The organism is Inquilinus ginsengisoli (genome assembly GCF_031453975.1).
Lineage (GTDB): Bacteria > Pseudomonadota > Alphaproteobacteria > DSM-16000 > Inquilinaceae > Inquilinus > Inquilinus ginsengisoli_A.
Map to the genome: position 1 here is coordinate 51002 of NZ_JAVDPW010000021.1, position 6735 is coordinate 57736.

A 6735-nucleotide genomic window follows, 5' to 3' on the forward strand; every position below is an offset into this window, starting at 1 on the left:
CCGGCTTTTTTGCGTTCGCCGCCTTGCGGATCACACCTGTGCCATGCCGCCATCCACCGCCAGGTCGATGCCGGCGACGAAGCTGCTTTCGTCCGAGGCCAGGAACAGGGCCGCGGACGCCAGCTCCTCCGCCCGGCCCATGCGGCCGAGCGGAATGATCGCCGCGAAATCCGACCGCAGCTTGTCCGCCGCCTCCCGGGTCGCCACCTGGCTGTCGATGATCGGTGTGTCGATCGGGCCGGGGCTGAGGGTGTTCACCCGGATGCCGCGATCCTTCAGCTCCAGCGTCCAGGTCCGGGCGAAGGACCGCACCGCGGCCTTGGTGGCGCTGTAGGTGCCGTGTGCCGGCATGCCCTTCACCGCCGCGATCGATCCGACCAGGATGATCGAGCCGCCGTCGCGGATCAGCGGCAGCGCCTTCTGCACCGTGAACAGCAGGCCGCGGGCGTTGATGCCGAAGGTCCGGTCGAAATGCTCCTCGCTGACCTCGCCGATCCGCCGGTGCTCGACCACCCCCGAATTGGCCATCAGGATGTCGATCCGGCCCTTCGTCTCCGCCACCGTGGCGTAGAGGCGGTCGAGGTCGTCCAGCCTGGAGACGTCGCCCTGGACCGCGGTGACGTTGCGGCCGATCAGCCCGACCGCCCGGTCCAGCTCCGCCTGGCGGCGGCCGGTGATGAAGACATGGGCGCCTTCGTCGACGAAGCGCCGGGCCGTCGCCAGCCCGATGCCGCTGCTGCCGCCGGTGATGACGGCAATCTTGCCCTCTAGTCTCGACATGGTCGGTTTCCTCATCTGCGGGCCGGTTCGATACCCGGCCGGTGTGCAGCAGATGACGCGGGCGGCGGCGATCAGGTAGGACGGCGACGGGAATAGCCTGCATTCCCAGCCGGAATACAAAGTCGAGGCGAGACCGCTACAGGCCGAAGCCGGTGCCGCGCAGCTGTTCCTCGACGAAGTCGGCGAAGGCGCGGGCCTTGGCGCTGGCGCGGCGGCCGGTCGGGAACGCCGCCCACAGGTCGATCGACGGCAGGGTCCAGTCGGGCAGCACCTGCCGGACCAGGCCCCGGGCCAGCGCAGGCTGGAACATCCATTCGGCGGCGACGCAAAGGCCAAGCCCCGCGAACACCGCCTCGCGCACGCCCTCCGCCGCGGTGACGCGCACGCTGTCCTTCAGCGTGACCGTCTCCTCTGCCGCCTCCCGGCGAAACGTCCAGGTCGCGCCACCGCCGCCCTGAGCATAGACCACCGCCGGATGGCCCGTCAGTTCCGCCGGCGTCGAGGGCTCGCCCGCCCGTTCGAAATAGGCGGGCGTGCCGAAGACCATCCGCCGGGACTGCCCGATCCGGCGCGCCGTCATCGTCGAATCCGCCAGGGCGCCCATGCGCAGCGCCACATCGATCCCCTCCTCGATCAGGTCGACATTGCGGTCGTCCAGGATCGCCTCGATGGTCAGCGCCGGATGCCCGGCCAGGAACAGCGGCAGCCGCGGGATGATGTGCATCCGGGTGAAGGTGATGGTGGCGCTGAACCGCAGCCGGCCCGACAGGCCGGTGCCGGCACCGCGCGCGGCCAGGTCGGCCTCGTCGGCCTCCTCGATCGCGCGCTTGGCCCGCTCGTAGAAGCCCTGGCCGGCCTCGGTCGGCGTCAGCCCGTGCGAGGAGCGCAGCAGCAGCCGGACGCCGAGGCGGTTTTCCAACTGGGCGACGGTCTTGGACACGGCCGGCTGGCCGACCCGCAGCTGCCGCGCGGCAGCCGAGAACGAGCCGGTCTCGATCACCCGGACGAAGGCCTCCATCGCGGTCAGCCGGTCCATGCCTATTCCTCTCGCGGGAACGGCCACGCCCATTCCCCATGGGAATATAAAGTATCACCGAGGCTGGCTCGCACCAACCGCCGGACCGGGCCCGTGCCGCGGCCGGCCCCGCTTCTGGCCGCTGGTCGCCGCCGGCCGGTTGGGGTCTAATCCGGCCCAGCGCCAGATGCCGGGGAGGGCCGCGATGCGCCGCAGCGTTCCGCTCGATGCCCTGGTGCTCGACCGCCTGTCGCCGGTGGCGCTGCACCGCCAGCTCTATCTCGCCCTGCGCCGCCTGATCCAGGACCGCACCCTGGCCGCCGGCACGGCGCTGCCCTCGACCCGCGGCCTCAGCCAGGATCTCGCCCTCGCCCGCAACACCGTCACCGCGGCCTATGACCAGCTGGTGACCGAAGGCTATGTCGTATGCCGCCAGGGCGCCCGGCCGACCGTGGTCGACCTGCCGGCCGGCCAGGCGGTAGAGGACCCGGAAGCGCCCGGCCAGACCCGGCCGGTCTCGGCCCGCGGCGAACTGATGCTGCGCCAGCCGGTGCATCACGGCGCGCCCGGCCATCTCGCCTTCCATCCCGGCATGCCGGATGCGGCGAACTTCCCCTTCGCCACCTGGAGCCGCCTGCTGGCGCGGCGTGCCAGCTTCGCCCGCGAAGGGTTGTTCGGCACCTACCATGTCACCGGCCACCCCGACCTGCGCGCCGCCATCGCCACCTATCTCAGGACCGCCCGCGGCGTGCGCTGCACCGCGGAGCAGATCGTGGTCACGACAGGGGCGCAGGCGGCGCTGGACCTGCTGGCCCGGCTGCTGCTCGACCCCGGCGACGCGGTGTGGATGGAGGAGCCGGGCTATTACGGCGCCCAATCCGCCTTCGCCGCCGCCGGGGCGCGGCTGCTGCCGCTGGCCGTCGGGGCCGAGGGCTGGCAGCTGGACCCGCCGGCCGACCCGAGGCTGCGCTTGGCCTATGTCACCCCGGCCTGCCACCACCCGCTCGGCGCCACCATGCGGATGGAGCAGCGGCTGCGCCTGCTGGAGATCGCCGACAGCCGCAACGCCTGGGTGATCGAGGATGACTTCGACGGCGAATACCGCTTCCAGGGCCAGCCGATCCCGGCGATGCAGGGTGTCGACCGCTCCGGCCGGGTGATCTATGTCGGCACCTTCGCCAAGATCCTGTTCCCGGCGCTGCGCCTGGGCTTCCTGGTGCTGCCGCCGACCCTGCCGGCGGGCATCGCCCACGCCATCAGCACCACCGGCCAGTTCGCGCCGCTGCTGCTGCAGGCGGCGCTGGCCGACTTCATCGACGGCGGCCACATGGCCCGGCACCTGCGCCGCATGCGCCGGATCTACGCGGTGCGGCGGCAGCTGTTCCGCAGCCTGTGCCAGGATCAGCTGGGCGACTGGATGACCTTGTCGGCCGGCGAGGCCGGGATCCAGATGGTCGGGCTGCTGCGCGACGGGCTGGACGACCGCCGGGTCGCCGCGGCGGCGCGGGCGCGCGGCGTCAACCTGGCGCCGCTGTCGATCCAGTACCGCCACGGCGCCCCGCGCCAGGGCCTGGTGCTGGGCTATGCCGGGGTCGACGAACCCCTGACCCGGCGCTGCATGCGCCTGCTGCAGGACGCGTTCCGCGAGGCCGCCGGCGGGTGAGGGGTGGGCAAGCCGCGCCGCGTCGTGGCAGGCTGCGCCATCCCATCCCGAACCGCGGATCCGAACCATGGCGAAATGGCTGCCCGCCGCCCTCGACTACATCGCGCAATGGCTCGACTTCCAGCTGCGCTCGACCGGGCAGCCGGGCTGCGTCGTCGCCGTCGCCGAGAAGGGCGAGATCGTGCTCGAGCGGGCCTTCGGCACCGCCGCGCTCGGCGGCCGCACGGCGCTGACGCCGCGGCACCGCTTCCGCGTCGCCTCGCACTCCAAGACCTTCACCGCCGCCGGCATCCTGAAGCTGCGGGAGGAGGGGAGGCTGAGCCTGGACGATCCGGCCGGCCGCCATGTCGAGGGGCTCGACCCCGGCGTCGGGGCGGCCACCCTGGCGCAGCTGCTGTCGCACAGCGCCGGCGTCACCCGCGACGGCGACGACACCGGCCAGTGGATGGGCCGCCGGCCGTTCCTGAACCAGCGTGAGCTGCGGGCCGCCCTGGCCCGGCCGACGCCGATCGAGGCCAACACCCGGTTCAAATACTCCAACCACGGCTTCGGCCTGCTCGGCCTGGTGATCGAGGCGGTGACCGGCGAGGCCTATGGCGACTGGATCCGCCGCGCCATCGTCGAACCGGCCGGGCTCGCCGAGACCGCGCCGGACATGCCGGCGGCCGGCGCCACGCCGCTGGCCAGCGGCCACAGCGGCGAGTTGCCGCTCGGCCGGCGGGTGGTGATCCCGGGCGACACCCCGACCCATGCCCTGGCCTCGGCCACCGGCTTCGTCAGCACCGCCGCCGACCTGGCGCGCTTCTTCGGCCAGCTCGACCCGGCCGCGAAGCGCGGCATCCTGTCGGTGGCCAGCCGGCGCGAGATGACCCGGCCGCAATGGCGCAACCCGGACGCCGAGGTGGAGCGGCATTATGGCCTCGGCACCATGAGCGGCCGCACCGCCGGCCTCGACTGGTTCGGCCATGGCGGCGCCTTCCCCGGATACATCAGCCGCACCCTGGTGCTGCCGGGGCACGATCTCGCGGTCTCGGTCGTCAGCAATGCGGTGGACGGGCTGGCCAACCCCTGGGCCGAGGGCGTGGCGCATGTCTTCGCGACCTTCGCCCGGCACGGCGCGCCGACCGCCAAGGTGGAAGGCTGGGCCGGGCGGTGGTGGAGCATCTGGCGGGCCGGCGACCTGGTGCCGATGGGCGGCAAGGTGCTGCTGGCCGACCCGGCGCTGGCGACGCCGTTCCTGGACGCCGCCGAGATCACGCCGGCCGGCCCGGACGAGGGCCGCATCACCCGCGCCCAGGGCTACAACAGCCATGGCGAGGATGTCCGCCTGGTGCGCGACCGCAGGGGCGCGGCGACGGAGCTGTGGTACGCCGGCAGCAAGCTGGTGCCGGAGGCGAAGCTGGCCGCGGAGATGAAGAAGCGCTACGGCGGGTAGGGCGATGGCCCGGGGGCGGGCGCCGTCGGTCTTCCGTTGCTGCTACGGGACGAAGTCGGTCGCGACCGGGGTGGTGGCGCTGACGACGTTGTTCTGCGTGTCGGGGCCCTGTCGCCGTTGAGAGATGCTGTGGCAATCCCCTCGAAACACGGAATCTTGATAAGTGCAGCAGATGATGAAGGACCGAGCTCCTGCCCGCACGATCGCGGTCACGGCCGGTGGGGCACCGCCGTCGATGTGACCCCGCGCAGCCACCGCCGGTCCAGCGCCATCGCTGCCATGCCGATGGCCTGCAGGCCGAGCAGCAGCGGGGCCGCGGCGGCAGCGCCGCCTTCCGCCAGCAGTGCTGCGGCCAGCGGCATCAGCAGCATCAGCGCGACGTTGTTCAGGCTCTCGCCCAGCGCCAGCACGGTGCCGACCGCGGCACCCGCCCGCCGCACCAGCAGGCTGCCGCTGGCCGGTGCCGCGATGCCGAGGGCGACGCCCCACAGGCCGAGGCAGGCCAGCGCCACGGCTGGCGGCCCGGGCCACAGCAGGAAGCCGCCGACTGCCGCCATCAGCAGGGCCAGGGCGGCCAGCAGCGCCGCCTCGGGGCCGCCCAGGGCGCGGTCGACCCGGCCGGCCGCGAGATTGCCGAGGGCCAGCCCGAGGGCGAACAGGGCGGTGGCGCCGCCCGCCGCCGCCGGGCCGAAGCCGTGGCGGGCGCGCAGCACCTCGCCCGACAGCAGCAGGGCGGCGACGGCCGCGCCGAGCCACCCGGCCTTGGCCAGCAGCGGCCGCAGCAGCGCCGCCCGCAGCAGTCGGCGCAGCGGCGGGGCTGGTGGGCGGTTCCACGCCGGTGCGTCGGCGGGCAGCACGGCGCGGGCGACGGCGAACAGCCCCAGCGCGACGGCGGCGGTGGCGAGGAAGGGCGCGCGCCAGCCCCAGGCCTCGGTCAGGATCCCGGCCAGCGCGGGGCCGGCGGCGATGCCCGCGGTCATGCCCAGCGCCACCCGGCCCATCGCCGCGGTCTGCCGCTCCGCCGGCACCAGGTCGGCCACCAGGGCGAAGGCGCCGGGGATCAGCGCCGCCGAGGCCAGGCCGCCGATCAGCCGCAGCCCGATCGCGACCTCCAGCGTCGGCGCCAGGGTCAGGGCAACGCCGTCCAGCGCCGACAGCAGCAGCGCCGGCAGCAGCACCCGGCGCCGGCCGATGCGGTCGGCCAGCCGCCCGGCGAAGGGTGCGGCGGCGGCATAGGCCAGGGCATAGGCCGAGACCAGCCGCGCCGCCGCCTCCGGGGTGGCGGCGAAGGCGTCGGCCAGCGGCGCCAGCATCGGTGCCAGCATGAACTCCACCGCCCCGACCAGGCAGACGGACAGGGCGAGCACGAGCAGGATCGCGCGCATCGATCATCGCTTTCGACGGAATTGGGGGGCGGCCGAAGCGGGGCCGCGGCGGGCCGTCAGGGGGAGGGTGCGCGGGCCGACCCCGGGATCAACCCGGCTGGGGCCAGCACGGATGGGGGGCGACGCGGATCGGAACCGGCCATGCCGGCCGCCCGTCCGGGCGCAGCAATGATGGAATAGCAGCACCCCGCCGCGGCCCGGGCAAATCCGGCGGCTGCGAGAGGCTGAGGGCGGCGTGGATCGAAATCCGGAGCCCCGGCTCTTTATTGTCATGCCACGGCTTGCCCCCGGATCAAGTCCGAGGGGTGGCATCCAGGGGCGGCCACAGCGGCTCTTGGTGGCCCCTGGATTGCCCGGTCAAGCCGCATAGGCGCTAAGATAAGAGTGATTGTGTCTGGTGTCGTCGCCTTCGAGGTGGTTCGGCGAGGTATCTCCATGCCTTGTGTGCGAGGTATGG

At 73.4% G+C, this 6735-nt stretch carries 5 protein-coding genes; 2 read left to right on the forward strand and 3 right to left on the reverse strand.

Going from position 1 to position 6735, the window contains the following annotated elements; genetic code table 11:
• Positions 1-30: 30 nt before the first annotated feature.
• Both E9232_RS35325 and E9232_RS35330 read right to left on the reverse strand, forming a co-directional pair.
• Positions 31-780, reverse strand: a complete 750-nt coding sequence (locus E9232_RS35325) for a glucose 1-dehydrogenase (protein ID WP_309802154.1) — start codon at positions 778-780, stop codon at positions 31-33.
• A 136-nt stretch (positions 781-916) separates the two neighbouring features.
• Entirely contained in the window at positions 917-1816 is a 900-nt protein-coding gene (locus E9232_RS35330; protein ID WP_309802156.1) for a LysR family transcriptional regulator, read from the reverse strand.
• Between the two features lie 184 nt (positions 1817-2000).
• Between E9232_RS35330 and mocR the strand changes: the two genes are divergently transcribed.
• Both mocR and E9232_RS35340 read left to right on the forward strand, forming a co-directional pair.
• Positions 2001-3458: a rhizopine catabolism transcriptional regulator MocR gene (mocR, locus tag E9232_RS35335; protein WP_309802157.1), complete on the forward strand. Its 1458-nt coding sequence runs from the start codon at positions 2001-2003 to the stop codon at positions 3456-3458.
• A gap of 67 nt (positions 3459-3525) precedes the next feature.
• Positions 3526-4893 carry a serine hydrolase domain-containing protein gene (locus E9232_RS35340; protein WP_309802159.1) on the forward strand — a complete coding sequence of 456 codons (1368 nt, stop codon included), beginning with the start codon at positions 3526-3528 and terminating at the stop codon, positions 4891-4893.
• A gap of 209 nt (positions 4894-5102) precedes the next feature.
• Here E9232_RS35340 and E9232_RS35345 read toward each other — a convergent pair whose 3' ends face one another.
• On the reverse strand, positions 5103-6278 hold the full coding sequence (locus E9232_RS35345; RefSeq protein WP_309802161.1) for an MFS transporter: 1176 nt from the start codon (positions 6276-6278) through the stop codon (positions 5103-5105).
• Between the last annotated feature and the right edge of the window lie 457 nt (positions 6279-6735).

Bases quoted from the DNA above. Each gene is read 5' to 3' on its own strand.
- mocR (WP_309802157.1), top strand. From the start codon at position 2,001: ATGCGCCGCAGCGTTCCGCTCGATGCCCTGGTGCTCGACCGCCTGTCG.
- E9232_RS35330 (WP_309802156.1), bottom strand. From the start codon at position 1,816: ATGGACCGGCTGACCGCGATGGAGGCCTTCGTCCGGGTGATCGAGACC.
- E9232_RS35325 (WP_309802154.1), bottom strand. From the start codon at position 780: ATGTCGAGACTAGAGGGCAAGATTGCCGTCATCACCGGCGGCAGCAGC.
- E9232_RS35345 (WP_309802161.1), bottom strand. From the start codon at position 6,278: ATGCGCGCGATCCTGCTCGTGCTCGCCCTGTCCGTCTGCCTGGTCGGG.
- E9232_RS35340 (WP_309802159.1), top strand. From the start codon at position 3,526: ATGGCGAAATGGCTGCCCGCCGCCCTCGACTACATCGCGCAATGGCTC.